The organism is Novosphingobium aquiterrae (assembly GCF_042434435.1).
GTDB classification, from domain to species: Bacteria; Pseudomonadota; Alphaproteobacteria; order Sphingomonadales; family Sphingomonadaceae; genus Novosphingobium; species Novosphingobium aquiterrae.
Genome location: NZ_JBHLTL010000011.1, coordinates 287182 through 312285, shown reverse-complemented (window position 1 = coordinate 312285; position 25104 = coordinate 287182). Strand labels below are relative to the sequence as shown.

The 25104-nt window shown below is 65.3% G+C and carries 24 protein-coding genes and 1 pseudogene; 12 read left to right on the top strand and 13 right to left on the bottom strand.

Annotation, left to right across the window (positions count from 1 at the left end):
* The first annotated feature begins 105 nt into the window (after positions 1-105).
* The gene (locus ACFFF7_RS14990) at positions 106-1134 is read left to right on the top strand and encodes an RcnB family protein (protein WP_379482164.1); all 1029 of its coding nucleotides are present in this window, start codon (positions 106-108) and stop codon (positions 1132-1134) included.
* Between the two features lie 84 nt (positions 1135-1218).
* Here the strand turns inward: ACFFF7_RS14990 and ACFFF7_RS14985 are convergent, their stop codons facing one another.
* Positions 1219-1776: a cytochrome b gene (locus tag ACFFF7_RS14985; protein WP_379482163.1), complete on the bottom strand. Its 558-nt coding sequence runs from the start codon at positions 1774-1776 to the stop codon at positions 1219-1221.
* 77 nt (positions 1777-1853) lie between these two features.
* On the opposite strand from ACFFF7_RS14985, the gene ACFFF7_RS14980 reads away from it, so the two are divergent.
* The 7 genes and pseudogenes from ACFFF7_RS14980 to ACFFF7_RS14950 all read left to right on the top strand — a co-directional run bounded on the left by ACFFF7_RS14980 (position 1854) and on the right by ACFFF7_RS14950 (position 8157).
* Positions 1854-3128 carry a S41 family peptidase gene (locus tag ACFFF7_RS14980; RefSeq protein ID WP_379482162.1) on the top strand — a complete coding sequence of 425 codons (1275 nt, stop codon included), beginning with the start codon at positions 1854-1856 and terminating at the stop codon, positions 3126-3128.
* Between the two features lie 15 nt (positions 3129-3143).
* Positions 3144-3851 (top strand): prolyl hydroxylase family protein, encoded by a 708-nt coding sequence (locus ACFFF7_RS14975; protein WP_379482161.1) that lies wholly within the window; start codon positions 3144-3146, stop codon positions 3849-3851.
* Positions 3848-5671 carry a DUF885 domain-containing protein gene (locus ACFFF7_RS14970; RefSeq protein ID WP_379482160.1) on the top strand — a complete coding sequence of 608 codons (1824 nt, stop codon included), beginning with the start codon at positions 3848-3850 and terminating at the stop codon, positions 5669-5671. Before ACFFF7_RS14975 ends, ACFFF7_RS14970 begins: the two co-directional genes overlap by 4 nt.
* A 59-nt stretch (positions 5672-5730) precedes the next feature.
* The gene (locus ACFFF7_RS14965; protein ID WP_379482159.1) at positions 5731-6111 is read left to right on the top strand and encodes a PilZ domain-containing protein; all 381 of its coding nucleotides are present in this window, start codon (positions 5731-5733) and stop codon (positions 6109-6111) included.
* 88 nt (positions 6112-6199) lie between these two features.
* Entirely contained in the window at positions 6200-6607 is a 408-nt protein-coding gene (locus ACFFF7_RS14960; RefSeq protein ID WP_379482158.1) for a DUF350 domain-containing protein, read from the top strand.
* The gene (locus ACFFF7_RS14955; RefSeq protein ID WP_379482157.1) at positions 6604-7008 is read left to right on the top strand and encodes a hypothetical protein; all 405 of its coding nucleotides are present in this window, start codon (positions 6604-6606) and stop codon (positions 7006-7008) included. Before ACFFF7_RS14960 ends, ACFFF7_RS14955 begins: the two co-directional genes overlap by 4 nt.
* A gap of 3 nt (positions 7009-7011) precedes the next feature.
* Positions 7012-8157: pseudogene (locus ACFFF7_RS14950) on the top strand (glutathionylspermidine synthase family protein).
* 11 nt (positions 8158-8168) lie between these two features.
* On the opposite strand, the gene ACFFF7_RS14945 reads toward ACFFF7_RS14950, so the two are convergent.
* From ACFFF7_RS14945 to ACFFF7_RS14930, 4 genes are read right to left on the bottom strand one after another with little or no spacing between them, the layout of a single operon-like run.
* Positions 8169-9761 carry a lysine--tRNA ligase gene (locus ACFFF7_RS14945; protein ID WP_379482156.1) on the bottom strand — a complete coding sequence of 531 codons (1593 nt, stop codon included), beginning with the start codon at positions 9759-9761 and terminating at the stop codon, positions 8169-8171.
* Positions 9762-9807: 46 nt separating this feature from the next.
* A complete protein-coding gene (locus ACFFF7_RS14940) occupies positions 9808-10686 on the bottom strand; it encodes a helix-turn-helix transcriptional regulator (RefSeq protein ID WP_379482155.1) in 879 nt (292 codons plus the stop codon).
* Positions 10687-10706: 20 nt separating this feature from the next.
* Entirely contained in the window at positions 10707-11273 is a 567-nt protein-coding gene (locus tag ACFFF7_RS14935; RefSeq protein WP_379482154.1) for a phosphoribosyltransferase, read from the bottom strand.
* Positions 11266-12282 carry an adenosine deaminase gene (locus tag ACFFF7_RS14930; protein ID WP_379482153.1) on the bottom strand — a complete coding sequence of 339 codons (1017 nt, stop codon included), beginning with the start codon at positions 12280-12282 and terminating at the stop codon, positions 11266-11268. The genes ACFFF7_RS14935 and ACFFF7_RS14930 overlap by 8 nt, the downstream gene beginning before the upstream one ends.
* A 323-nt stretch (positions 12283-12605) precedes the next feature.
* Here ACFFF7_RS14930 and ACFFF7_RS14925 point away from each other — a divergent pair, with 323 nt between their 5' ends.
* Both ACFFF7_RS14925 and ACFFF7_RS14920 read left to right on the top strand, forming a co-directional pair.
* Positions 12606-15341, top strand: a complete 2736-nt coding sequence (locus ACFFF7_RS14925) for an ATP-dependent DNA helicase (RefSeq protein ID WP_379482152.1) — start codon at positions 12606-12608, stop codon at positions 15339-15341.
* Positions 15338-15880, top strand: coding sequence for a SixA phosphatase family protein (locus ACFFF7_RS14920; protein WP_379482151.1), 543 nt, complete (start codon positions 15338-15340; stop codon positions 15878-15880). The genes ACFFF7_RS14925 and ACFFF7_RS14920 overlap by 4 nt, the downstream gene beginning before the upstream one ends.
* A gap of 4 nt (positions 15881-15884) precedes the next feature.
* Here the strand turns inward: ACFFF7_RS14920 and ACFFF7_RS14915 are convergent, their stop codons facing one another.
* From ACFFF7_RS14915 to rpmF, 6 genes are all read right to left on the bottom strand, one after another.
* Entirely contained in the window at positions 15885-17318 is a 1434-nt protein-coding gene (locus tag ACFFF7_RS14915) for an NAD-dependent succinate-semialdehyde dehydrogenase (RefSeq protein WP_379482150.1), read from the bottom strand.
* An 81-nt stretch (positions 17319-17399) separates the two neighbouring features.
* Entirely contained in the window at positions 17400-17813 is a 414-nt protein-coding gene (locus ACFFF7_RS14910) for a MerR family transcriptional regulator (protein WP_379482149.1), read from the bottom strand.
* Positions 17810-18106 carry an integration host factor subunit alpha gene (locus ACFFF7_RS14905; RefSeq protein ID WP_379482148.1) on the bottom strand — a complete coding sequence of 99 codons (297 nt, stop codon included), beginning with the start codon at positions 18104-18106 and terminating at the stop codon, positions 17810-17812. Before ACFFF7_RS14905 ends, ACFFF7_RS14910 begins: the two co-directional genes overlap by 4 nt.
* Positions 18107-18211: 105 nt before the next feature.
* Entirely contained in the window at positions 18212-19180 is a 969-nt protein-coding gene (locus ACFFF7_RS14900; RefSeq protein ID WP_379482147.1) for a beta-ketoacyl-ACP synthase III, read from the bottom strand.
* On the bottom strand, positions 19177-20232 hold the full coding sequence (plsX, locus tag ACFFF7_RS14895) for a phosphate acyltransferase PlsX (protein ID WP_379482146.1): 1056 nt from the start codon (positions 20230-20232) through the stop codon (positions 19177-19179). The genes ACFFF7_RS14900 and plsX overlap by 4 nt, the downstream gene beginning before the upstream one ends.
* Before the next feature lie 25 nt (positions 20233-20257).
* Positions 20258-20437, bottom strand: coding sequence for a 50S ribosomal protein L32 (rpmF, locus tag ACFFF7_RS14890; protein ID WP_100865555.1), 180 nt, complete (start codon positions 20435-20437; stop codon positions 20258-20260).
* 158 nt (positions 20438-20595) lie between these two features.
* On the opposite strand from rpmF, the gene ACFFF7_RS14885 reads away from it, so the two are divergent.
* Complete coding sequence (locus ACFFF7_RS14885) at positions 20596-20997, top strand: MAPEG family protein (protein ID WP_379482145.1); 402 nt, start codon at positions 20596-20598, stop codon at positions 20995-20997.
* Position 20998: 1 nt separating this feature from the next.
* On the opposite strand, the gene ACFFF7_RS14880 is transcribed toward ACFFF7_RS14885, so the two are convergent.
* On the bottom strand, positions 20999-21664 hold the full coding sequence (locus ACFFF7_RS14880; protein ID WP_379482144.1) for an MBL fold metallo-hydrolase: 666 nt from the start codon (positions 21662-21664) through the stop codon (positions 20999-21001).
* A 163-nt stretch (positions 21665-21827) separates the two neighbouring features.
* On the opposite strand from ACFFF7_RS14880, the gene ACFFF7_RS14875 reads away from it, so the two are divergent.
* Positions 21828-24176: a thiamine pyrophosphate-binding protein gene (locus tag ACFFF7_RS14875; RefSeq protein ID WP_379482143.1), complete on the top strand. Its 2349-nt coding sequence runs from the start codon at positions 21828-21830 to the stop codon at positions 24174-24176.
* On the opposite strand, the gene ACFFF7_RS14870 is transcribed toward ACFFF7_RS14875, so the two are convergent.
* Complete coding sequence (locus ACFFF7_RS14870; RefSeq protein ID WP_379482142.1) at positions 24160-25080, bottom strand: LysR family transcriptional regulator; 921 nt, start codon at positions 25078-25080, stop codon at positions 24160-24162. The two genes, ACFFF7_RS14875 and ACFFF7_RS14870, sit on opposite strands and share 17 nt — an antisense overlap.
* Between the last annotated feature and the right edge of the window lie 24 nt (positions 25081-25104).

Below are 25104 nucleotides of genomic sequence, written 5' to 3'. Positions count from 1 at the left end.
GAACGGAAAGCTTACCAAGCCGTTCACGCTGGTGACAGCGCGACTCGGATAGGCCGTGTCTCATGGACGCCGCACTGCTGCGGCGCGTTGAATGGAGATACGGCTATGGCCGCCAACTTTGCTTCTCGTTCCGGCCTTCGCACTGCGCTGGCCCTTGCCGTGGCGGCCATTGCGCTGCCTGGCGTTGCCCTGGCAGAACCCGACGATCAGGGCCGTCCTGAAGGGCGCAGCGCGCGCGGCAACTCCGAAAATGGCCAGGCCCGAGCCTGGGGTGGTCGCAACGATCAGGCGCGCAGCGGCGGAGGTCAGCAGACCCCGGCCTGGGGCGCGCGCAACGATGAATCGCGCGGCAACGGCGGACAGGCTCCGGCCTGGGGTCGTGGCGGCAATGGTGGAAACGACAGCAACGGCGGCCAGAGCCGCGGCTGGGCAGGTCGGCAGGGCGGTGGCTGGCAGCAGCCGCAGGTTCAGCCACCGGTCGCCACGCCAGCCCCGGTGCAGCGGCCTGTCGTGCGCTGGGGCAATGCGTCCGGTTCGAACGACAACGACCGCCGCGATGGTGACCGCCGCGACGGCGATCGTCGGGGTGGCTGGTCGAACGGCACCAATGGTGCCCCGACCGGATCGTGGGTCGACCACGCGCGCCGGGTTGGCGATCGCGACGGTCGCGACTGGCGTGGGACCAACCGCGACGGCGATTGGAGCCGCGACAACAACCGCAGGCGCGACAACAACCAGAACCGCTACAACGAACAGTGGCGCAACCAGCAGTGGCGCAACAGCGGTTCGAACTGGTCGAACAACCGCTATGGCAACGATCACCGCAGCTGGGATCGCCGCTGGCGCGACAACAACCGCTACGACTGGAACCGCTATCGCAGCTCCAACCCGTCGATCTTCCGCTGGGGCACCTATTATTCGCCGTACCGGAACTATTCCTATCGCCGGCTGAGCATCGGGTTCTATCTCGACTCGCTGTTCTACAGCCAGCGCTACTGGATCAACGATCCGTACCAGTACCGCTTGCCCGACGTGTACGGCCCCTATCGCTGGGTCCGCTATTACGACGACGCGCTGCTGGTCAACATCTATGACGGCGAAGTGGTCGACGTGATCAACAACTTCTTCTGGTAAGCTGCTGCCTTACCTGAAATGCGAAGGGCCTCCGCGGACAAAACCGCGGAGGCCCTTTCGTTTGCGGCGTGTCTGCCAGCAGGCCTAGCCGCCGAACCACATCCGCTTGAGTGCATTGGAATTGCGGTCGAGGAAGCGGTGCTTGAGCGCACCGGCGACATGCAGCGCCAGCAGCCCCAGCATGACCCAAGCGAATGTCCCGTGCGCGCCGCCCAAGGTTTCGCCAAGAACCTTGTCCTGCGCCATCGGCAGGCCGGGCCAGTTGACGATACCGAACAGGCTGACCGGCTTGCCTCCGGCAAAGGCCGAATGGGTTGCCCAGCCGCCCAGCGGGATCGACAGCATGAGGACATAGAGCAACACGTGCACGACCTTGGACAGTGCCACTTCCCAGGTGGCCAGATCGGGGGACGGCGGCGGCGGGCGGTGCGTCAGACGCCAGGCGATCCGCGCCACGGTCAGCACCAGGATCACGATCCCGATCGCCTTGTGGTTGCCCATGATCTGCATCTTCTGCGGACCGGGCATGTCTTCAGCCACCCAGGCAGCGGCAAAATTGAGGGCGATCAGCACGGCAATAATCCAGTGCAGAATGACGGCGCCACGCGAATAGCGGGCTTCGGTTGCGGTTGTGGTGTCCATGGGAGCAAGGGTGTTACAAATGCCCGCCACTTCGGCAAGCCTTGTTTCGCCGTACAGCTATGGCAAAGAGCCTGTCGATGAAACGGTCCTGCCGATCCTTCGCGCCTCTACTGCTCACCGTGGCGGCTTGCCTCGCCCTGCCCGCTGCGGCCTGGGCTGATCCGGAATGCAGCACCAAGCCGTTCGATGCGGCGGCGGCGTGGCGCGAAGTCAGCAGCGAATTTGCCGACAACTATGCCTATTGGGACCGTGCCGGCGGTGCCCAGGCCTTTGCAGCAGCGGCGCCCGCAATGCAGAGCGCGCCCGACCGCCTGACTTTCGCAGACCGGCTGGAAGTGCTGATGCTGGTCTTTCGCGACAGCCACCTGCACGTGTCGCCTACCTCCAAGCCATCGATGGCGTGGATCCCGTCGGCGGCGGATCTGTGGCTTTCGGCGCAGGGCGAGCGGCTGGTGGTCAGCGACGTCAAGGCGGGCAGCGATGCTGCAGCCCGCGGTATTCGTCCCGGCTGGGAACTGACCGCGATCGATGGCGCCGATCCGCGCCAGACCGCGCGCGGCCGCTTTGCCGCGATCGGCGTGACCCCCGGTGCCGATCAGCTGCTCTACGCCATCAACGCCCTGGCCGCGGGACGTCTCGAACAGCCACGCCGCATGACCTTTCGTGTTGCGGGCCGAGCGCGCACGATCGACCTGCCCGCCGGCTATGCCTCGGTCCACCGCCCGGCCGGGCCGCTGACCGTTTCCCATCGCAGCGATCCCGCCGGGCATGACGTGGCGGTGCTGCGGGTCAACAATTCGCTGGGGGATACCGCGCTGATCAAGGCCTTCGATGATGCCGTGGCCGCCCTTCCCGCAGCGTCGCATGTGATCGTCGACATGCGCGACACGCCCAGCGGCGGCACGTCGACCGTGGCGCGGGCGATCATCGGCCATTTCGTATCCGAACCGCGGCCTTACCAACGCCACGAACTGACGGTGGAGCGGGTCAAGAGCGGGGTGCCGCGAATCTGGCTGGAATATGTCCAGCCCCGCAGCCCGCTGCGCCCTGCGCCCTTGGTGCTGGCCGGGCGCTGGACCGGCTCAATGGGCGAAGGCATTGTCGTCGGTCTCAACGCGGCGGCAAAGGCGCCAATTGTCGGCTCGCAGATGGGCCAGCTGCTCGGAGCGATCGTCCAGGACGAGATGCCGGCGGCCTGCATCACGGTCAGCCTGCCCAATGAAAAGCTGTGGCACGTTGACGGCCGCCCGCGCGAGGACGTCATGCCAGATCTGCGCGTGCCGAGCGCCGATGTTGCCGCATACGGCAGCGATGCGGCGCTGGCGCTCGCCCTCGCCAGTCTTGATCGTTAAGGCGAGACAAGGGCCATGTCAGAAGCCGCTGCGCCGCTGCCGCTCAAGCAGTATCCGCCCTGCCCCAACCCCGATCAGGCGGCGATGAAGCGGCTGGGCGATGCGGTGCGGGCGCGGCTGGAACGCGATCCCCAGGTCGAACGCCTGCCCGCCGAACAGGCCGAGCTGTGGGCCGCCGCCGATTTCATGAGCGCTGACGAATGCGTCCGGATGATGGCGATGATCGATCGCACCGCGGTGCCCTCGCAGATCCTCGACCACGGCTACAACGAAGTCTGGCGGACGTCCTATTCGGGCGATGTCGATATCGATGATCCGTTTGTGCGGATGATCGAGCGTCGCATCGACGATCTTCTGGGCATCCCCGGCGAATTCGGCGAGACGATGCAGGGCCAGCGCTATGCCCCGGGCCAGGAATTCCGCGAGCATATGGACTGGTTCTGGACCAAGGCGCCCTATTTCAAGACCGAAGCAAAGCGCGGAGGCCAGCGCTCCTATACCGCGATGATCTATCTCAACGATGTCGAGGAAGGCGGCGAGACTGCGTTCCTCAACCTGGGATTGTCGATCCCCCCGCAGCGCGGTGTGCTGCTGGCGTGGAACAACGGCGCGCGTGACGGTTCCCTGAACCAGTTCACGCTGCATGCCGGCACGCCGGTGGTAAGCGGAACGAAATACATCATCACCAAATGGTACCGCACACGCAAATGGGGGCACGGTTGAAAGCAGGGGTCTGGGCGGCGCTGGGGGCGGCGCTGCTGTTACACATTGGATATGCCGCTGCGGCCGAAGCCGCTGCCGCGCCGCCTGCGGTTGCCGCCCGGGGCGTTGAGGACGAGCGCCTGATGGCGCTGTTCCGCGACGATGCCCGGCGCGAGGACGCTCTCGATTCGATGGCCGTGATCTATCGCGGGCAAAGCCCCGATCCCGCGGCGCTGCGCCAGCTGTTCACCGATGCGCGGATCCGTGCCCAGCGCGGTTCAGTCGGGCAGAGCATGGCCGCGCTACGCAAGATTGACCGTCGCCAGCTAAGCGCAGAGCGGCAGATTTCCTATGACGTTTTCCTGACCGACAAGCGCCGCGAGCGCGACGCGCTGCAACCAGACATGATCGCGTTGACCGCGGTGCGCCCGTTCAACCACTTTGGTGGTCTGCACATCGAATTCCCCTCGCTGCTGGCCAGCGACGGCGCGCTCAAATACGAGACCACCGAGGAATACCGCGCCAACCTGGACCTGATCCGGGCCTTTGCAACGGTGCTGGACAACGCTGTCGTGCGCTTTCGCCAGGGGCTCGCCACCGGCGTGGTCGAATCGCGCCTGACGACGGTTAACATGATCGCGCAGGTCGATGCCCTGCTGGCTCAACCGGTCGAACAATCGCCGCTGACTTCGCCAGTCCGGGCCTTTCCCAGCGGTATCGACCTGGCCGAGCAGGCGCGGCTGCGGACTGCCTACACGGCGGCGGTGCGCGACGAGGTCTATCCGGCCTATCGCCGCTTGCGGGCATTCCTGTCGGACGAATACCTGCCCGCAGCCCGCAGCCAGGTGGGTATTTCTGCCATGAAAGGCGGCGTCGGGCTCTATCGCCGCCAGATCCTGGAACATACAACGCTGCCGCTCGATCCGCAGCAGGTCCACCAGATCGGCCTGGACGAAGTCGCACGAATCCAGGGCGACATGGACACCGTCCGGCGCGAACTGGGCTATGGCGGCAGTCTCAAGACGTTCTTCAACACCATCCGCAGCGATCCGCGCTTTCACCCCAAGAGCCGCGAAGAGCTGGCGGCAGGGTTCGCCGCGGTCGCCAAGAAGGTCGATGCGCTGGCGCCGCAGTATTTCTCGCGCATGCCGCGCACGCCGCTGGTGATCGAGGCCTATCCAGCCTACCGCGAAAAGTACGAGGCCGGGGGAAGCTACAACCAGGGCACGCCCGACGGCAGTCGCCCGGGGGTATTCTTCTACAACGCCTATGACCTGCCCAGCCGCTTCCTCAGCGGGATCACCACGCTGTACCTGCACGAAGGCGCGCCGGGTCATCACTTCCAGATCAGCCTGGCCCAGGAAGACCGCACCTTGCCCGATTTCCAGCGTTTTGGCGGCAACAACGCCTATGTCGAAGGCTGGGCGCTCTATGCCGAAACGCTGGGCTATCCGATGGGCTTCTACAAGGATCCGCTGCAGCATTGGGGCACGCTCGACGACGAGATGCTGCGGGCGATGCGGCTGGTCGTCGATACCGGAATCCACGCCAAGGGGTGGAGCCGCGAACAGGCGATTGCCTATATGCTGGCCAATTCGGGCATGGGCGAAAGCGATGCCACTGCCGAGGTCGAGCGCTACATTGCCTGGCCGGGGCAGGCGCTGAGCTACAAGATCGGCGCGATGACCATCCAGCGGCTGCGCAAGAAGGCCGAAGTGGCACTGGGACCGCGCTTCGATATCCGCGCCTTCCATGACCAGGTACTGGGTTCGGGCGCCCTGCCCCTGCCGATCCTGGAAGCCAAGATCGACCGCTGGATCGCCGCGCAGACAACCAGGTAGTTCTACCGACCCGCGGCTTTGCCGGCCGCTAGCCATGACGCTGCTAGACCGCACGCCTTATGGCGAAGGCACTGGCAATGATCGAACGCGGACGAAGGGCGCAAAGCAGGCTGCGCCTGCGGCTGCCTTGCCGCCTGATCACGCGCAGCGGCGATCAGAAGGCCTTGCTTGTCGATCTCAGCCGCACCGGCGCGAGGGTCCATGCCGAACATCTCGCCTGCGAACGCGGTGACGCGGTGCTGCGCTGGTTCGAGATGGAAAGCTTTGGCCAGCTGGTCTGGGCTCGGTCCGGCTTTTGCGGCATCCACTTTTACGATCCGGTGCCCGAGGCCTGGTTGCGGCAATCGCGGTTGCTGAACGAGTCGGCTTGCGATTTCGACGATCGCCAGGCGGCGCGCGATATGGCGCGCGAATGGGTCAGTGGCGCGCGGCGGATCTGATCGTTTCAGGTTCTGCAGCGGATCGTCGCCAGCTGTGCTTGCGCAGTATTGGACTAATCCATATCAAGCCCGCCAGGGAGTTTGCCGGATGCTTGACTACTTCATCGCCACCTTGCCGCATTTTCTGGCCTATTTTGCCGTTGCAGTGGGCCTGGCGATGGCTTTTCTTGCACTTTACGCCATGGCGACCCCGCACCGCGAGTTTGCGCTGATCCGCGATGGCAACACCGCCGCCGCGATTCAGTTGACCGGGACGTTCATCGGCTTTTGCGTGCCAGTCGCGGTGGTCATCGGCCATTCGGTCAGCCTGGCTGACATGCTGATCTGGGGCGCATTGGCCGGCCTGATCCAGCTTGCCGTTTTCGTGATCGTGGCGCGGTTGCTGTTCAAGGAAATTTCCCAGAAGATCGATCAGGGCTGCACTGCCTCAGGCGTGTTCATCGGCGGCATGGGCCTGGGCATCGGTATCCTCCAGGCGGCGTGCATGGTGCCATGATCGGCAGAAAGCAGCTGACCCTGACCACGGCCATGGCGGCGACCTTGTCGGGTCTGGCCGCTTGCTCAAGCGAGCCGTCGTGGGACGACGGCGTGGTGGCGGATCGGCAGACCGCGGTCTGCGTCGATCAGGTCGGCACCCGTGTCGACGACGACCGCTGCGACAATCCGCGCTATCATGGCAGCGGTCACGGCTGGTACTATGTCAACCGCGGCGGGCGGATTCCCTATCTGGGCGATTCGATCAACGATCCCCGTTTTCGCAACAGCGGATCGCGCCAGGCGATTGCCGGATCGGACTATGTCCGCGCGCCCAAGACCGCCAACATGACTCGTTCTGCGGCGGTTTCGCGCGGCGGGTTCGGCTCGTCCGGGCGCTTCTTTGGCGGCGGACGTTCCTGAACGGTGAAACGCCTCGCGCAGGTTCCGCGCAGCAACTGGCAGCACAAGGTCGAGGAACTCGGCCTGATCTGGCATAGCGATGCCGACGGCGCCTATTGGGACGAAAGCGCTTGCTACAGCTTCACCCTGGCCGAGATCGAGACGATCGAAGGCGCCACGGAAGAGTGTTACCGCCTTTACCGCGCCGCGGGCGAGCGGATCGTCGGCGATGCCAGGCTACTGTCGCTGTGCGGCATTCCCATGGCCTATCACGATGCCGTGCGGGCCAGCTGGACCGGCGGGGTCCCGGCGCTCGATTACGGGCGCTTCGACTTCGGCTATGCCGGCAGCGGCCCACCCAAGCTGTTCGAATTCAACTGCGACACGCCGACTGCCATGCTGGAAACGGCGATCGTCCAGTGGGACTGGAAGGAAGAGGTTTTTTCAGGCTCCGATCAGTTCAACAGCCTGCATGAAAAGCTGCTGGCGCGTTGGCAGACGCTGGCACCGCGGCTGCCCGGGCAAGCGGCTTGGTTCACCCACACCGCCGACGACGCGCATGAAGACACGATCACCACCACTTAGATGCGCGACATTGCCGAGCAGGCCGGACTGACCACGCGGGCGGTGCTGATCGACCAGATCGGGATCGACGGCGACGGGCGCCTTGTCGATCAGGACGATTGCATCATCACCGCGCTGTTCAAGCTCTATCCCTGGGAATGGCTCGCCAGCGAGGCCTTCGGAGAGCGCGCCCTGGCCCGAATGGCCGAAACCAACTGGCTGGAGCCGGTGTGGAAGATGCTGTGGAGCAACAAGGCCGTGCTGGCCGCGCTGTGGGAGATGTTCCCCGGCCATCCCAACCTGCTACCCGCCGCCTTCGATCCGCATACGATGCGCGGCGACTATGTTTCAAAGCCGGTCCACGCCCGCGAAGGCGCCAATGTCGAGATCGTTGCGGCCGGCAAGCTGATCGACCGCAGCGGCGGCCAGTACAGTCGCAATCGCCTGGTCTTCCAGGAACGCTATCACCTGCGCGACTTCGGGCATGGATATCCGGTGCTGGGCAGCTGGCTTGTGGCAGGCGAAGCCGCAGGTCTTGGCATCCGCGAGGACGGCCTGATCACCGGCAACCGCGCCCGCTTCATCCCCCACATCATCGCGGACTGACCCGCGCAGGATCAAGCCAGCGCTTCGGCGATCAGCTGGCGGGTGTTGGCGATGCCGTAAAGCGCGATGAAGCTGCCCATGCGCGGACCGGCGCTCGATCCCAGCAGGGTTTCGTAGAGCGCCTTGAACCAGTCGCGCAGGCTCTCGAAGCCATAGTGCGGATCCTTGCCGATGTCGTAGACGATGTTCTGCAGTTCCTCGGCCGTGGCGTCGTCGCTGGTCGCGGCGAGTTCCTCATCCAGCGCGGCCAGGGCCAGCGCCTCGCCCGCCTCGGGCTTGCGGCGGATCAGGGTCGGGGCGATGAAATCGCGGCTGTAGGCCAGCGCGGTAGTCACCAGCTTGTCGAGTTCGGGATGGGCGGCAGGGTCGGCATTCTCGACATAGTTGCCGAGATAGGACCACACCTGATCGCGCGTCGCCCCGGCACCGAGCACGCCGACAAGGTTGAGCAGCAGTCCGTAAGTGACCGGCAGCTTGTCCCCATCGCCGCCTTGGTAGCCGTTGGCGCGCAGCAGGTGCCAGACCGGATTGCCGAGCTGCTGCTCAACCGGCTGGGCGGGCAGCTTTTCGCGGAACTGCCAGTATTCGTCGACCGCGCGCGGGATCACCCCGACGTGCAGGCTCTTGGCGCTCTTGGGTTCGCGGAACAGGTAGAAGCCCAGGCTTTCCTCGCTGCCATAGGTCAGCCACTGTTCGATGGTCAGGCCGTTGCCCTTGGACTTGGAGATCTTCTCGCCGTTCTCGTCAAGGAACAGCTCGTAGATCAGCCCCTCGGGCTGCTGGCCGCCCAGCGCGCGGGCGATCTTGCCGCTTTCGCGAACGCTGTCGGTCAGATCCTTGCCGCACATCTCGTAATCGACCCCCAGCGCGGTCCAGCGCATGCCCCAGTCGACCTTCCACTGCAGCTTCGATCTGCCGCCCAGGATCGATTGTTCGACCGTCTCGCCCTGGTCGTCAAAGCGGATGATCCCGGCCTCGGCATCGATCACTTCGATCGGCACCTGCAGCACGTGGCCGGTCTTCTCCGACACCGGCAGCACCGGCGAATAGGTCGCCGCGCGCTCGGCCCGGAGGGTCGGCAGCATGATATCCATGATCGCCTGGTAATTGCGCAGGACATTGCGCAGCGCGTCATCGAACTGGCCCGAATTGTACATGTCGGACGAGGAGACGAATTCGTAATCGAAGCCGAACTGGTCAAGGAACTGGCGCAGCATCGCGTTGTTGTGATGGGCGAAGCTCTCATGACAGCCGAAGGGGTCGGGGATGCGGGTCAGCGACTTGTGCAGGTTGGCCTGCAGCACCGCCTTGTTCTCGATATTGTCGGGCACCTTGCGCAGCCCGTCCATGTCGTCGCTGAACGCCACCAACCGGGTCGGCGCGCCGCCGGACAGCACTTCGTAGGCACGGCGCACCAGGGTGGTGCGCAGCACTTCCTGGAAGGTGCCGATATGCGGCAGGCCCGACGGACCATAGCCGGTCTCAAACAGCATCGCGCTGCCGTCCGGTTTGCCGCCGGGGAACCGCTTGATCAGCTTGCGGGCTTCCTCGAAGGGCCAGGCCTTGGATACCTGGGCGGCGGACAGAAGTGCTTCGTCGGTCATAACAGCCGCGCCTTTGCGTGTTTGGCGCGGCGGCGCAAGGGGCTAGCTACGTTTCGCCCGCCGCCCGGGCCGCGTCCTCCGCCTTGCGCAGCGCGCGCAGTTCCAGCCCGGCGGTCAGCAACGGGGTCGGGGTCTTCTGGAACTGGCCCGGGGTCATCGCGATGAAGCGACGAAACTCGCGGATCAGCTGGGGCTGGTCGTAATAGCGCAGCGCCGCCTGCTCGCGCTCGTCGCTGCTCGACAGCCCGCGCATCGCCGCGGCCATGTCGAGAAATCGGCTGCGGCGCAGGATCGCCTTGGGCGACAGGCCGAAGGCCGGGCGGCAGCGGCGCTCCAGCTGGCGTTCTGACATGCCGAGCTGGACCGCCGCGTCGCGCACCATGGCGGTGCTGTTGTTGCGCGCCAATCGCTCGAACCGCTGCATCGCCTCGTCCGCCTTGGGCCAGCCGCGGGCGTCGAGCAGATCGCAGACGACCTTTTCGATCGCCGCTATGATCCGGGCATCGCCCTGCGCACTGTCGTCGGTCACGCGGGACACTTCGCCGAGCAGGCTCTCTGCGCGTGGACCCAGCATATCTGCCAGCGGGACCATGCGATCGGCAAAGGCGTCGGCCGGGATATTGCTCAGTCCGCGCCACCCAGCCGGACAGAAGGCAATCCCGACGACGCGAAAACCGCCGCGCACCCGCACTTTCAGCGGTCGCCTGTTAGGGCCGAAGAACACCGCCTTGCCGACGTTCGACCAGATCCCCTTGACCACCTCTGCCGCCCAGTCACCGCGCAGCAGCAACCGGACAAAGGCGGTTTCGGACAGCAACTGATCGATCAGCTCGAACTGGTCGGGCGCTTCGACGTTGAAGACGTAGTGGCGCGCGATATAGGGCGCGAGGCGCGGCGATGGCGGATAGTTCCGCGATTGCAGCATCTGTTCGCCCCCGGCCAAGGTCAGCCGCCTGCGCCATCGCGCAGGATCAGCTCGGCACCCGGCTTGTGTGCGCGGATCTCTGCCTGCGTCAGTCCGCAGATCTCGTGCGGGAAGACCAGCCAGTCCTCGGTCTCGTGGACATAGAAATCGGGCTGCATCGCGGTGCGGTTGCGGCTGGGCTTGTAATAGACCGTGGCAACCTTGACCGTAGACGGCATGTTGTGGCGGCACCGCGCCTTCAGCTCGCGCAGGAACGCTTCGACCGAACGGCCGCTGTCGAACACGTCATCGATCACCAGCAGGCGGTCGTCGGGGTTCAGCGTGTCGACCAGATAGCCCAGGGCATAGACCCGCACTTCCTTGTCCTGTTGGTCGATCCCCGAATAGCTGGCGGTGCGGATCGCGATGTGATCGCTCTCGACGCCATTGTACTGCAGCAGTTCCTGCACCGCGATTCCCACCGGCGCGCCGCCGCGCCAGATCCCGACGATATGGGTCGGGCGGAACCCGGCGTCGAGGATCAGGTTGGCCAGGCGGTAGCTGTCCTCAAGCAGGCGGTCCGCGGTAAGCCAGGTCTTTTCAGTCACCCGCCACCTCGGCGATTTCGGCCAGGTGCGCGATCTGGTCGGCCATCGGCAGGAACGACCCGGTAAAGCTGTTTTCCGCCAGCCGCACGATCGCGTCGGGTGACAGGTCAAGCGCGTCGGCCACGGCGCGGAAGTTGTCGTTCACATAGCCGCCGAAATAGGCCGGATCATCGGCGTTGATCGTAACTTTCAGCCCCAGATCGAGCATCCGCTGCACCGGACTGCTCTCGATCCGGTCGATCACGCACAGCCGCAGGTTGGACAGCGGGCAGACCGTCAGGGTCATGCCTTCGCCAACCAATCGCGCGACCAGCGCCGGATCCTCCAGCGCACGGTTGCCGTGGTCGATCCGTTCGACCTGCAGCAAGTCGAGCGCTTCGTGGACGTATTCCGGCGGCCCTTCCTCGCCGGCATGGGCCGTCACGTGCAGGCCCATTTCGCGCGCCCTGGCAAAGACCTGGGCGAACTTGGCAGGCGGGTGGCCCAGTTCGGACGAATCGAGCCCGACGCCATGTATCCGAGCCAGATGAGGCATGGCCTGCGCCAGGGTCGCGAAGGCATCTTCCTCGCTCAGGTGGCGCAGGAAGCAGATGATCAGGCGATAGGAGATCCCCAGCCGTTCCTCGCCCGCCTGCAATGCCCGTTCGATCCCGTCGAGCACGGTTTCGAAGGCGATCCCGCGCTCGGTATGGCCCTGCGGATCGAAGAAGATCTCGACGTGGCGGACGGTGTCGGCGGCGGCGCGTTCCAGATAGGCCCAGGTCAGGTCGTAGAAGTCCTGCTCGGTCTGCAGCACCGCCATGCCTTGATAATAGATATCGAGGAAATCCTGCAGGTTGGAGAAGTCATAAGCCGCCCGCACCGCTTCGGCCGAAGCAAAGGGGATCGCCACGCCATTACGCTGCGCCAGGGCGAACAGCATCTCTGGCTCGAGCGAACCTTCGATATGCAGGTGCAGCTCTGCCTTGGGCAAGCGGGCGATCAGGGCATCACGGCTGGGATTCGGCATCGAGCAAGGCTGGCGCAGCGCCGCGATGCGGTCAACGTCCGATCACACACTTGCGGCTGCCCTTGCGGGAACCGCGCGGCGTCTGGTGTGTTTGGCAGGTGTGGGCAAACAGAGGAACAGGCCGTGATCTCCCGAAGCCATCAATCCAGCGAGAATGACGCCTGGCTGCGCGCCCGGTCGCCGATGGACCCATCGATCCGGCTGCGGACATACGGCCGGATCCGCCCGCTCGATAGCGACCAGACCTGGTGGGAACGGCTTTTCCGGCGATAATCGCCCGCTTCACCCTTCAAACCGTTTCCTTTTCGTTCTAGTGCGGGGCGATGGCCGATAGCCCCCCTGCCCTGCCGCTGCCGGCGCTGCACGCCAGTCATGGCGGATGCTGGCTGCGCGATGGTGCCGGGACTACCCGGGGCGTAGCCAAGGGCGACGCGATTGTCGCCGCCGCCGATACGCCGCTGCTCATGCTCAATGCCCCGCTGGTCGCGACGCGGCTGGGCTATCCGGACTTGTCCGGGCTCGATCTGCTCGAACTGTTCGCCTTCATTTTCCCCGCCCGCTTTGTTGTCCCCACGCCCAAAGGCCTGGCCCACGCGCTCGACTTGCCCGAGCCGGAGGGCGACGATGCCGTCCCCGCGCTGCTTCAGCAGGCCGCCGGCGCAATGCTGGCACAGTGCGAGGCTTCCGACTGGCCCCAGCGCGAAGGCGCCTGGACCGCGCTGCAAAGCCTGACCCGCCAGCGCTGGCCGTGGGCCGCGCTGCTCGCCCCGCGCATAGCCCGGCCCGACAATGCCGAACGCTGGCTGTTCGCGCGGCTGCCCGAGTGGGAAGAAGGCGCCGACCGGCCGCAGCCCGCGCAGATCGCCCTACCCGCCGCAGACGTTGCCGCGCGGCTGGCAGCGCTGACCGGTGCCGGCGCCGAGGAACGCCCCGCGCAGCGGACCTATGCGCTGGAAGCTGCGGGGATGTTCGGACCGCGCCAGCGCGACGGCCAGCCGCACCTGCTGCTCGCCCAGGCCGGCACCGGGATCGGCAAGACGCTCGGCTACCTTGCCCCCGCCTCGCTGTGGGCCGAACGTAGCGGCGGGACGGTCTGGGTCTCGACCTATACCAAGGCGCTGCAACGCCAGCTGCGCCGCGAAAGCCGCCGCGCCTGGGGCGAAAAGCGCGCTGACGGAACCCGACCGGTGGTGGTGCGCAAGGGGCGTGAAAACTACCTGTGCCTGCTCAATCTGGAGGACGCGCTGCAGGGCGGCTTTACCGGCCGCGCGGCGATCCTGGCGCAGCTGATCGCGCGCTGGGCAGCCTACAGCCAGGACGGCGACATAATCGGCGGCGATCTGCCCGGCTGGCTTGGTACGCTGTTCCGCCAGCGCGGGGTCGCAGCGCTAACCGACCGGCGCGGCGAATGCGTCTATGCCGGGTGCCCGCATTACCGCAAATGCTTCATCGAGCGCGCCAGCCGGGCCAGCGCCCAGGCCGACCTGGTGATCGCCAATCACGCGCTGGTCATGGTCAATGCCGCGCGTGGCCGCGATGCCGCCCAGCGCCTGACGCGGATCGTCTTCGACGAAGGCCACCATGTGTTCGAAGCCGCCGATTCGACCTTTGCCGCGGCCTTGACCGGGGACGAGACGATCGAACTGCGGCGCTGGGTGATCGGCCCGGAACGCGGCTCCAAGGGCCGCCGCCGCGGGCTCGCTGCGCGGCTCGCCGATCTGGCCAGCTATGACGAGGCCGGGGGCAAGGCAATCGCCGCCGCGCGCTACGCGGCAGAAGCGCTGCCTAGCGACGGCTGGTTGCAGCGCCTGGTCGAAGGGGCGCCGTCCGGTCCGCTCGAGGAGCTGTTCGCCGGGGTCCGCGCCACGGTTTACGCCCGCGACGAAAGCGGCGGGCAGGAGGCTGGCTATGGCCTTGAAACCGAAGCAGCGCAGCTGGAAGGCGATTTCATCGAGCGCGCCGGGGCGGCCCAGGCCGCATTGGCCGAACTGCGCGGCCCGCTGATCCGGCTGAGCGTGCGGCTCGATGCTCTGCTCGCCGAACCGCCCGACTGGCTCGACGGTGCGGGCCGCGCCCGGATCGAAGGCGCACGCCATTCGCTCGCCTGGCGGATCGACCTGCTGGCGGCGTGGGAAGCCTTGCTCGAACGGCTCGGCGGTCCGGCCGATCCCGAGTTCGTCGACTGGCTGGCGGTCGAACGGGCCGAGGCGCGCGAGTTCGACGTCGGGATTCACCGCCGCTGGCTCAATCCGATGAAGCCGTTCGCCCGCACCGTGCTCGAACCGGCGCACGGGGTGATGATCACTTCGGCCACGCTCAAGGACGGCAGCGGCGGCGGCGAAGACGGCTGGAACGAGGCCATCACCCGCAGCGGCGCGCCCGAGCTGGGCCTGGTGCCCGACCTGTCGAGCTTCGCCAGTCCGTTCGACTATGCCGCCCAGGCCCAGGTGCTGATAGTCACCGATGTGCCGCGCGGCGATGTTGCGGCGCTGGCCGGGGCCTATGGCCGCCTTATCGAATCCGCGCAGGGCGGCGCGCTCGGCCTGTTTACCGCCATCCGCCGGCTGCGCGCGGTCCATGGCCGCATCGCCGATCGCCTCGCCCGCAGCGGTCTGCCGCTCTACGCACAGCACGTCGACCCGATCGACACCGGCACCCTGGTGGACATTTTCCGCGACGATCCGCGCGCCAGCCTGCTTGGCACCGACGCCCTGCGCGACGGGGTAGACGTCCCCGGCCATTCGCTGCGGCTGGTGGTGATGGAGCAGGTGCCCTGGCCCAAGCCCTCGATCCTCCACCGCGCGCGGCGGCTGGCGGGCGGCGGCAGCGCCTATGACGATGCGATCATCCGCGCCCGGCTGGCCCAGGCGTTCGGCCGGCTGATCCGTAGCCGCGACGATCACGGCCACTTTGTCGTCTTGTCCGCCGCCTTCCCCAGCCGTCTGCTGTCGGCCTTCCCCGAAGGCACCCCTGTCATCCGCCTGACACTCGACGAGGCTTTACAACGCGTCGCCAGCGGTGCTTTTGGAGCGCCCGTCCCGCGTGAGAATCCCGCTTGAAAACCCTCGGTCTGTTCCGCCACGCCAAGTCCGACTGGCAAGATCCCCGCGCGCGCGATTTCGATCGCCCGCTCAACGCGCGCGGGCGCAAGGGCGCGGCGCTGATGGGGCGGCATATCCGCGATCACGGGATCGGCTGGGATCATGTCATTGCCAGCCCGGCGGTGCGCTGCACCGAAACGGTCGAGATCGCCGCCGAAGCCGCCGGCCGCCCGCTGGCGGTCAATTGGGACCGGCGCATCTACCTCGCCAGCAGCGCGACTCTGGCCGACCTCCTGCGCGAGCAGGACGACCGCTTCACCGCCACGCTGATGGTCGGCCACAATCCCGGCCTGGAGGACCTGATCTTCGACCTGGTCCCCGACGATGGTTCAAGCCCGCTGCGCGACGTGGTCGAGATCAAGTTCCCGACCGCCGCCTATGCCGTGCTCGAACTCGATATCGCGCGCTGGGCCGACCTGGCCGACAACTGCGCCCGCCTGGTCCACCTGATGCGCCCACGCGACCTCGACCCCGCGCTGGGGCCAGAGGCCGCGTAGCGCGTCACGCCATGTGGACCGCCTTGGTCGCGAGGTAGCTCTCCATGCCCTCGACCCCGCCTTCGCTGCCGAAGCCCGAATCCTTGATCCCGCCGAACGGGGCATCGGGCACGCTGATCGCGAAGGTGTTGATCCCGACCATCCCGCTCTCGATTGCGTCGCCCAGCAGATTGGCTTGGCGCATGTTCTCGGTGAAAGCGAAGGCGGCAAGGCCATAGGGCAGGCGATTGGCCTTGCCGATCGCGTCCTCCAGCGTGGTGAACGGCGCGGCGACGGCAACCGGGCCAAACGGCTCGTTGTTCATGATGTCGGCATTGTCGGGCACGTCGGCCAGCAGCGTCGGCTCGAAGAAGAAGCCGCCATTGCCCCGGTGCCCGCCGGCCATCACGCGCGCGCCTTTGGCGGCGGCATCCTCGACCAGCGCGGCGATGGCATCGGGACGCCGGACATTGGCGAGCGGCCCCATCTTGGTATCGGCGTCCAGTCCGTGCCCAGTCTTGACCCCGGCGGTGCGTGCGGCAAAGCCGTCGATAAAGCGGTCATAGATCGCTTCCTGGACGAAGAACCGCGTCGGGCTGACGCAGACTTGGCCGGCGTTGCGGAACTTCTGCGGGACGACTATGTCGAGCGTCTTTTCCAGATCGCAGTCGTCGAAAACCAGCACCGGGGCGTGGCCGCCAAGTTCCATGGTGATCCGCTTCACCCCGTCTGCCGCCAGCCGCATCAGGTGCTTGCCGACCGGGATCGAACCGGTGAAGCTGACCTTGCGGATCACTGGACTGGCAATCAGGTGGCGGCTAACCGCATCGGGCACGCCATGCACCAGCTGGGCGACGCCCGCCGGCAGACCCGCATCGGTCAGGCAGCGCATCAGCGCGCCGCAGCAACCCGGCGTTTCCTCCGGCGGCTTGGCGATCACCGAGCAGCCGACGGCCAGCGCCGGGGCAAGCTTTTTGGCCATCAGGTAGACAGGGAAGTTCCAAGGACTGAACGCCGCGACCGGGCCGACCGGCTGCTTCAGCACCATGGAGCGCTGGCCGGTCGGGCGGACCAGCACGCGGCCATAGATCCGGCTCGCTTCCTCGGCTGCCCAGTCGAACAATCCGGCACTGCCCGCCACTTCTCCGCGTGCTTCAGCCAAGGGCTTGCCCTGTTCCTGGGTCAGCAGCCGGGCAATCGCTTCGCTGCGCTCACGCATCAGCGCCGCCGCCTTGTGCAGCACGGCGGCGCGCTGCTCGACCGGGGTTGCGCGCCACAGGGCAAAGCCCTTCTCAGCGGCGTCGAGCGCTTCGTCGAGGTCGGCCGGGGTTGCCAGCGGCACTTCGGCAATCGTTTCGCCGCGCGCCGGATCGACCACCGGAAACAGATCGCGCCCTTCGCCAAGTTTCCAGCTGCCATTGATCAGCAGCGCCAGGTCTGCATCGTAGCCTTGCGTCATAATATCTCTCGCTCCTGCAATGGCGCGACTCTAGCCGCCAGGAGGCGATTTGACGAGAGGCCAGCCGCGTTTGCGGTGCAGTCAGGATTCGTGGAGGGCGGAAACCAGGGTCGTGCGCAGGGCGATCAGCCGCGCGCGCAAGGCAAAGTTGGCATTGCTCATGCCGCCAGAGGCTGAAACCGCCGACGCAGCGTCCGAACCGGCCGATCTAACCGGCGATGGATCGCTGGCTGTTGCACCACTCAGCGCGTTCTTCGCCCCTTTCAGGGTATAGCCCTGCTTGTGGACCAACCGATGGATCGTCTCGACCAGCTGAACGTCTTCAGGCCGGTAATAGCGCCGTCCGCCGCTGCGCTTGAGCGGCCGGAGCATCGGGAATTGCTCTTCCCAATAGCGGAGAACATGTTGGCGAATACCCAGTGCCTTGGCGACTTCCCCGATGGTGCGCAGCGCCTCGGGGTCCTTGCCGTCAGAATACTGGGCGTCCGCACTCATCCCTTGGCGATCCGGTCTTTCAGCATCTGGCTGGCCCGAAACGTCAGGACACGCCGCGGCGTGATCGGGACTTCGACCCCGGTCTTGGGATTACGCCCGATCCGTTCGCCCTTGTCACGCAGCAGGAACGTGCCAAATCCGGAGATTTTCACGTTTTCACCCTGTTCGAGCGCGTCGCACATATGTTCCAGAATCGATTCGACCATGCCAAGCGATTCGGCCCGTGACAGGCCAAGCTTGCGATTCAGGGCTTCGGCCAGATCGGCCCGGGTTAGTGTAGACATGGAGCGCATCAAGCCCCTTCCCAGTTATAGCGCGCGACCGACGATTCGAAGCATAGCCAATGCATCTACAAATGCAACGGAACTGCACAAAACCTGTGGGTTAGCGCAGATTTGTCAGATGCGGATGAGGCTGGCGCCCCAGGTAAAGCCGCCGCCCATGGCTTCCAGCACCACCAGATCGCCAGGCTTGATGCGCCCGTCGCGCACCGCCGTGTCCAGCGCCAGCGGAACCGAGGCGGCCGACGTGTTGGCGTGCTGATCGACCGTCACGACCACGCGTTCGGGTGCAAGGCCCAGCTTCTTGGCGGTTGCATCAAGGATCCTGCGGTTGGCCTGATGCGGGACTACCCAATCGATGTCCGACGGCGAAAGCCCAACGTCGTCAAGCACTTCGCCCAGAACCTCGGCAAGGTTCACGACGGCATGGCGGAACACTTCGCGGCCCTTCATGCGCAGGTGTCCGACGGTTCCCGTCGTTGCCGGTCCGCCGTCGACATAGAGCAGGTCGTTGTGCGCCCCGTCGGCATGGAGCCGGCAAGCGAGTATTCCAGGGCCATCGTCGGCCACGTCCTGCGCCTCAAGGATCACCGCGCCCGCCCCATCGCCAAACAGCACGCAGGTGGTGCGGTCTTCCCAGTCCAGGATGTGGCTGAACGTTTCGGCACCGATCACCAGCGCGCGCTGGGCCATGCCGGTCCGCAGCATCGAATCGGCGATGCTCAGCGCGTAGAGAAAGCCCGAACAGACCGCGGCAACGTCAAAGGCAATCCCGCCATTGCAGCCCAGCGCGTGCTGGACGATCGTGGCGGTGGCGGGGAACGTCTGGTTTGGGGTCGCCGTGGCCAGAATGATCAGGCCGATGCTGCCCGGTTCGATGCCCGCGGCAGTGATCGCGGCCTTTGCCGCCGCAATGGCGAGCGTTCCGGTGTTCTCATCCGCGCCGCACAGATAGCGGTTGCGGATGCCCGTGCGCTCGACGATCCATTCGTCGCTGGTATCGACCTGCTTCGCCAGCTCGGCATTGCTGACAGCGCGGCGTGGCAGGGCCGAGCCCGTGCCGATCAGGACCGAACGCCGCGTCACTCTGCAGCCTTGGCCGTGCGGCCCAGATGGCTTCCGCCAAGCCGGTCAAGGTCCGCGGCAATGCGCTTGGTCAGATCGTTTTCCAGCAGCCGTGCGGTTACGGCAACGGCATTGGCCACTCCGATCGCCGAGGCCGAGCCGTGACTTTTCACCACAACGCCGTTGAGGCCAAGGAAGACCGCGCCGTTGTGGTTGTTGGGATCGAGGTGATGCTTGAGCAGTTCGGTCGCCGGACGCGAAACCAGGAAGCCGAACTTCGAGCGCAGCGACGAGGCGAAACTGCGCCGCAGCAGATCCGCCACGAAGCGCGCGGTGCCTTCGATTCCTTTCAGCGCGATATTGCCCGAAAAGCCGTCGGTGACGACGACATCAACTTCGCCGCGGTTGATCTTGTCCGCTTCGACGTAACCGTCGAACGACATGGCCAGACTTGCCGCGGCTTCCTTGAGTTGCGCCGAGGCGAGCTGAAGGTCTTCGGTGCCCTTGTTGTCCTCGCTGCCGATGTTGAGCAGGCGAACCCGTGGGTTGTCGCGACCGGTAATGATTCGGGCATAGGCCGCGCCCATGATCGCGAACTGCACCAGATTGCGCGCATCGCATTCGGTGTTGGCGCCAAGGTCAAGCATGACGACATCGTTGTCGCCCAGCGTCGGCATGATTGCCGACAGCGCCGGGCGGTCGATCCCCGGCATCGTGCGCAGCGCCAGCTTGCTCATCGCCATCAGCGCGCCGGTGTTCCCGGCGCTGACTGCAGCCCCGGCATCGCCCTGCTTGACGGCGTTGATCGCCATGCCCATCGAGGTGGTCTTGGCCCGGCGCAACGCCTGGGTGGGCTTTTCGTCCCCCGCGACGACATCGGTCGAATGCAGAATTTCCGACGCAGCGCGCAGATTTGGGTGGGCATCAAGCGCGGATTTGATCCGCTCTTCATCGCCGACCAGAAGGAATTTGAAGCGGTCGTGGCGGCGACGGGCCAGCGCAGCGCCTTCGACCATCACGCGCACGCCTTCATCGCCGCCCATCGCGTCAACGGCGATACGCGGCAGGCTCATGTGCGCATTCTCCGGTTAATTGGGCTTAGAGCCCGACCGAGACGATCTCGCGGCCATTGTAGTGGCCACAGGCCTGGCACAGGTTGTGCGGGCGCTTAAGCTCACCACAGTTCGGGCATTCGTGGAATGCTTCGACCTTCAGCGCGTCATGGCTGCGGCGCATGCCCCGGCGAGAGGGCGAGGTTTTTCTTTTGGGGACAGCCATTGCGGCACCTGTTCCTGAATAGTCTTAAGTCGATTACCAAGGCCGCGCTGGGCCTGGGGGCCGGCGGCTGCGAAGGCGCGCCTATACCGAATTTGGCGCGGGTTGCAAGCACTGCCTGTCCCCAATCAGGTCCGTAGCATCAACGGGGGAGAATCCACGTGTCCATAATCCTGCCTACCACGCTTTCACTCGCTGCCGCGGCGGCAATCATCAATTTCTGGCTGGCCATGCGCTGCGGCAACATTCGCCGAAGTGCCAGCGTCAGCATCGGCACCGGCGGCAATGAAATGCTGGAACGCCGGATGCGCGCCCAACTCAACTTCGCCGAAAACACACCCTGGGTGCTGTTTCTGATCGCCGGGATCGAACTGGCCGGCAAGGGCGGCCAGTGGCTGGCCATCGTCGGCGCAGTCTACATGCTGGGCCGCGTCGCGCACGGCCTTGGGATGGACGGAACCGGACCATTCGCCAAGGGCCGGATGGTCGGGACGCTCACCACCATGCTGTCGCAGCTCGGCCTGGCCATCGTCGCGGTGCTGATCGTGCTGCAGGTAATGTAGCTCAGCTCAGCGCGTAATCGCTGACAAAGGCGTTGACCTGACGTTCCCGGCCAAAGGTGCTGGTTGGCCCATGGCCGGGAATGAAGGTCACGTCATTGCCCAACGGCCACAATTTCTGCGTGATCGAGGCGATCAGATCGGCGTGATTGCCGCGCGGGAAATCGGTGCGTCCGATCGACCCTGAAAACAGCACATCGCCGACGATCGCCAGGTGGCCTTCCGAGGTATAGAACACCACGTGACCCGGAGTGTGGCCGGGGCAATGGATGACCTGCAGCGTGCTTTCGCCAACCGTGACGGTATCCCCGTCCTGCAGCCAGCGATCGGGCTCGAAGCTCTCCGCGTGCATCCCCCAGCGCTTGCCGTCGTCGTCCAGCTGGGCGATCCAGAAGCGGTCGTCCTCGTGCGGGCCTTCGATCGGCACGCCCAGTTCCTTCGCCAGGATCCCGGCCTGCCCGCAATGATCGAGGTGTCCGTGGGTGATCAGGATCTTTTCGATCGTCACCCCGACCTTGGCCACCGCCGCCTTGAGCTTGTCGAGATCGCCGCCGGGATCGACCAGGGCCGCCTGCATCGTGCGGGTGCACCAGATCAGCGAGCAGTTCTGTTCAAGCGGGGTGACGGGGATGATCCCCACGCGCAGCGGGGTTTGGGTCTGATCGGTCATGACCACAGATGTGGCGCGCCTTGCCGCGATGGGCAAGCCCGGCCGATGAATCGTGGCCTCGTCACGCGATCCGTTTGCACTGCCAACCCGGCTATGCCAGCTATGCCGCCCCAAACGCGCACCCCCGCTGACGGGAACAGGACAGGTTGAGGAAAAACCCCCAATGAATGAATTCACTCCGGTGCGAGATGAGAATCGCGAACGCATCGCCCGGCTTGAGTTGATCGATTCCCGGCTACGTTGGCTGTCATCCTGGATCATCCACAACGCCAATCACCTGCGCGAAAGCCGCGACGGGCTGAAAGTCGGCGGCCATCAGGCGAGCTGTTCATCGATTTCCACGATCATGACCGCGCTGTATTTTCACGCCTTGCGCCCGCAGGATCGCGTTGCGGTCAAACCGCACGCCGGGCCCGTCCTTCATGCAATTCACTATCTGCTTGGCAACCAGTCGCTTGAGCAGCTTCAGGCGTTTCGCGGGCTCGGCGGGGCGCAAAGCTACCCGTCGCGCACAAAGGACCAGATACCCGTCGATTTTTCAACCGGATCGGTTGGTCTGGGCGTCGCCATCACGGCCTTTGCCAGCCTGGTGCAGGATTACCTGATCGCACACGGACAAATGGCGCAGGCCGATGCCGGGCGCATGATTGCCTTGATGGGCGATGCCGAGCTTGACGAGGGCAATATCTACGAGTGCCTGATCGAAGGTTACAAGCACGACATTCGCAATTGCTGGTGGATCGTCGACTACAACCGCCAGTCACTCGATTCGACCACGGCTGACCGGATGTTCCGCCGCTTTGACGACATCTTCGAAACCTGCGGCTGGCGCGTGCTGACCTTGAAGCACGGGAAGATCCAGCGGCAGGTGTTCAAGAAGCCCGGCGGCCAAGCGATCGAGCGCTGGATCGACGATTGCCCGAACGCGGAATATGCCGCACTGACCTATCAGGGCGGCAGCGCATGGCGCGCGCGATTGAACGCCGACCTGGCGGGGAACAAGGCAGCCCTGAAGCTGATTGCCGGCATGGACGATGCAGACCTGTCCGCCCTGATGCTCAATCTGGGCGGCCACTGCATCGAAACCCTGCTTGAAGCCTTTGCCGAGGCTGACGACGAACGCCCGACCATGTTCATTGCCTATACCGTGAAGGGATATGGCCTGCCCTTCCAGGGCCACAAGGACAACCATGCCGGACTGATGAACCCCACCCAAATCGCCTCGCTCCGCGAAAGCTTGGGAATCGCGGAGGGCGCCGAATGGCACCCCTTTGCCGGAATGGGCGACAATACCGCCCGCGACCTGAAAGACTTCATCGAACCGGTCCGCTCGGTTCTTGCGCGACCCAAGATGGCGGCGGCCGGAATTGACGTGCCGGGCGATATTGCCGTGCCCGATGGTGACGAGCAATCGACCCAGGCCGCCTTCGGACGGATCCTGCTCGACCTGTCGAAGTCTGGTCACCCCTTGGTCGACCGCATCGTCACGACCTCACCCGACGTGACCGTGTCGACCAACCTGGGTGCCTTCGTGAACCAGCGCGGCCTGTTTCGGCGACAAGAGCTCAAGGACATATTCGCCGGGTACAAGATCCCGTCGCCGCAGAAGTGGTCGGGTCATCTGGCCGGCCAGCACATCGAACTGGGCATTGCCGAGAACAATCTTTTCCTGATGCTGGCCGCGCTGGGACTTTCGGGCCCGCTGTTCGGCCATCGCCTGCTTCCGATCGGTACGGTCTACGACCCGTTCATCGCCCGCGGACTCGATGCACTAAACTATGCCTGTTACCAGGACGCCCGATTCCTGCTGGTGGCGACGCCTTCGGGTGTGACACTCGGGCCCGAAGGCGGGGCGCATCAATCGATCAATACGCCGCTGATCGGAATGGGGCAGCCTGGCCTGACCTACTTCGAACCTGCCTATGCCGATGAGCTGGCGCTGCTGATGCATTGGGCCTTCGCGCACATGCAGGCGCAGGACGGTGGATCAGTTTATCTGCGCCTGTCCACCCGGGCCATTGCGCAAGTTCAACGCAGCGATGACGGCTGGAAAGCCGATGCGCTGCGCGGTGCCTATTGGCTCCGTCCGCCTGAGTCCGGCAGCCGCATGGCAATCGCCTATGCCGGAGCAATCGCACCCGAAGCCTTGCGCGCATGGGAATCACTGCGCGACGATGTGCCGGGGCTTGGCTTGTTGGCGGTGACCTCGCCCGATCTGCTGCACCGCGATTGGTCAGCAGCCAATGCGCAACGCGCTGCCGGAACGGCGCGGCAACTCAGCCATATCGAGACGCTGCTCGCGCCGCTTTCCAAGGATGCCGGCCTTGTCACGTTGATCGACGGATCGCTCGCGGCATTGTCCTGGCTGGGCAGTGTCCGGGGGCACCGGGTCAGCCCACTGGGGATCGACCGGTTCGGTCAGACCGGTGACTTGCCCGACCTTTACAGCCTGTATCGGCTCGATCCCGAGGCCGTTTACGATGCCGCAGCGGAGCTCATTCTGGCGCAATAGGCCCGTGCAACACGGCGAACCGCCCGATCAACCAGCTTCGGAAAGAGGAAATCGCCGGGTCGGCAAGATCATCTGCGTGGAGCTTGAGGTAATAGCCATAGCCATCCTCGATCACCGCATCGTAAGGCATGACCAGCGTGCCGGCCGCCAGTTCCTCGGCAAACATATCGACATCGCCCAACATGACCCCGCCGGAGGTCATCGCATACTTTGCCGAAGCGATTGCCGTATCGAAGGCCAATCCGCCCATGACCGGGATCGCAATCGCATTGCGGCGAAGGTAATCACCCCACAGCAAATCGCGGGGTTGGTCATCGAGCTTCAGGTGCAGAAGTTCCTGCCGACCAAGAAATTCTTCCATCGATTGTCCGCGCGCCTGCGTTGCCGTCGCCGGGGAGCACAGCGGGGCGACGCGAACCATCCAGAGCAGGTCGGTTATCCGATCGTCGACATTAGGCCGGTCATAGACGATCGCCATGTCGAGCTCGGTCGACGGAAGGCCAGTAACATTGGCGCTGGACAGGTCGATGCGGATTTCCGGATGGTCCCGGCGAAATTCGGCCAGCATCGGCATGAACATCTGCTGGAGCAGCGACGGCGGCACGTGAAGCCGCATTGCGCGCGCGGGCGTGCTTTCGTCACGGATTGCATTCATGGTCTGCTCGATCCGCTCAAGCGATTTCGACACCACGGCCAGCAGTTCCGCACCGGCCGGTGAAAGCGTCAGGCGTCCACCGTCACGATCGAACAGCTGCTTGCCGAGCAAGCTTTCCAGGGCGGCGACATGGCGGCTGAGCGCGCTTTGCGACACCGACAAGGCCGCAGCCCCGCCAGTGAAGCTGAGATGCTTGCCCACAGCTTCAAACGCGCGCAGCGCGTTTAGCGGAAGCCAGCGCCTATTCATGACAGCCTTGTTCGCGATGACTCT